We start from the raw sequence: 1,764 nt of genomic DNA, 5'->3' as shown, positions 1-1,764 counted from the left end.
ATGAAAATGACCACGGAAGAAGCCTTCGTCAAAACGCTGCAGATGCATGGCATTGAGCATGCATTTGGCATCATCGGTTCGGCCATGATGCCGATTTCCGATATTTTTGAACCTGCGGGCATCACGTTCTGGGATTGCGCCCATGAAGGGTCCGGCGGCATGATGGCGGATGGCTACACCCGCGCCACCGGCAAGATGTCGATGATGATCGCGCAGAACGGCCCCGGCATCACCAACTTCGTGACCGCCGTCAAAACCGCCTATTGGAACCACACGCCGCTGCTGCTGGTCACCCCGCAGGCGGCCAACAAGACCATGGGTCAGGGCGGTTTCCAGGAAATGGAACAGATGCGCATGTTTGCCGATTGCGTCTGCTATCAGGAAGAAGTCCGCGACCCCTCGCGGATGGCCGAGGTTCTGAACCGCGTGATCATGCAGGCCAAGCGCAACTCGGCCCCTGCACAGATCAACGTGCCGCGTGACTATTTCACCCAGGTCGTGGACATCGAACTGCCCAAGATCGTCGATTTCGAACGCCCCGCGGGCGGCGCCGAGGCGCTGGATCAGGCGGCCGAGCTGCTGTCGAACGCCAAGTTCCCGGTGATCCTGAACGGTGCCGGTGTTGTCATCGGCGGCGCGATCGAAGCGTCCAAAGCCCTGGCCGAGCGTCTGGACGCGCCGGTTTGCTGCGGCTACCAGCACAACGACGCCTTCCCCGGCAGCCACCCGCTGCATGCAGGCCCGCTGGGCTATAACGGCTCGAAAGCCGGGATGGAGCTGATTTCGAAGGCGGATGTCGTTCTGGCACTGGGCACCCGCCTGAACCCGTTCTCGACCCTGCCGGGCTATGGCATCGACTACTGGCCGGCTGACGCCAAGATCATCCAGGTCGACATCAACCCCGACCGCATCGGCCTGACCAAGAAAGTGACCGTGGGGATCGTGGGCGACGCCAAACAGGTGGCGACCTCCATCCTGGACAAGCTGGCCGATACCGCCGGTGACGCGGGCCGTGACGAGCGCAAGGCGCTAATCGCGCAGACCAAGTCGGCCTGGGCGCAGGAGCTGAGCTCGATGGATCACGAGCAGGACGATCCGGGCACCACCTGGAACGAACGTGCCCGCGCCGCCAAGCCCGACTGGCTGAGCCCGCGCAAGGCATGGCGCGCCATCCAGCAGGCGCTGCCGAAAGAGGCGATCATCTCCTCCGACATCGGCAACAACTGCGCCATCGGCAACGCCTATCCGTCCTTCGAGGAAGGCCGCAAGTATCTGGCCCCCGGCCTGTTCGGCCCCTGTGGCTATGGCCTGCCGGCGGTTGTCGGCGCCAAGATCGGCTGCCCGGACGTTCCGGTTGTCGGCTTCTCGGGTGACGGTGCCTTCGGCATCGCGGTGACCGAGCTGACCGCCATCGGCCGCGAGGAATGGCCCGCCGTGACCCAGATCGTCTTCCGCAACTACCAGTGGGGCGCGGAAAAGCGCAACTCGACCCTGTGGTTCGACGACAACTTCGTCGGCACCGAGCTGGACACCCAGGTCTCGTATGCGGGCATCGCCAATGCCTGCGGCCTGAAAGGAGTCATCGCCCGCACCCAGGACGAGCTGACCGCGGCGCTGGATCAGGCGATCAAGGATCAGAAGAACGGCATCACCACCCTGATCGAAGCCATGATCAACCAGGAACTGGGCGAACCCTTCCGCCGCGACGCGATGAAAAACCCGGTCCGAGTGGCCGGAATCGACAAGGCAGACATGAAGCCGCAA

The 1,764-nt window shown here is 63.5% G+C and carries 1 protein-coding gene; it reads left to right on the top strand.

Going from position 1 to position 1,764, the window contains the following annotated elements; translation table 11 throughout:
* Positions 1–1,764: sulfoacetaldehyde acetyltransferase (xsc, locus tag ACR0AO_RS25345; RefSeq protein WP_480609779.1), on the top strand; the 1,764-nt coding region annotated here is incomplete at both ends.

It is taken from the genome of Ruegeria sp. AF8 (assembly GCF_056541825.1).
The sequence above is the reverse complement of the archived record's forward strand: the minus strand, read 5'-3'. Positions and strand labels throughout refer to the sequence as shown.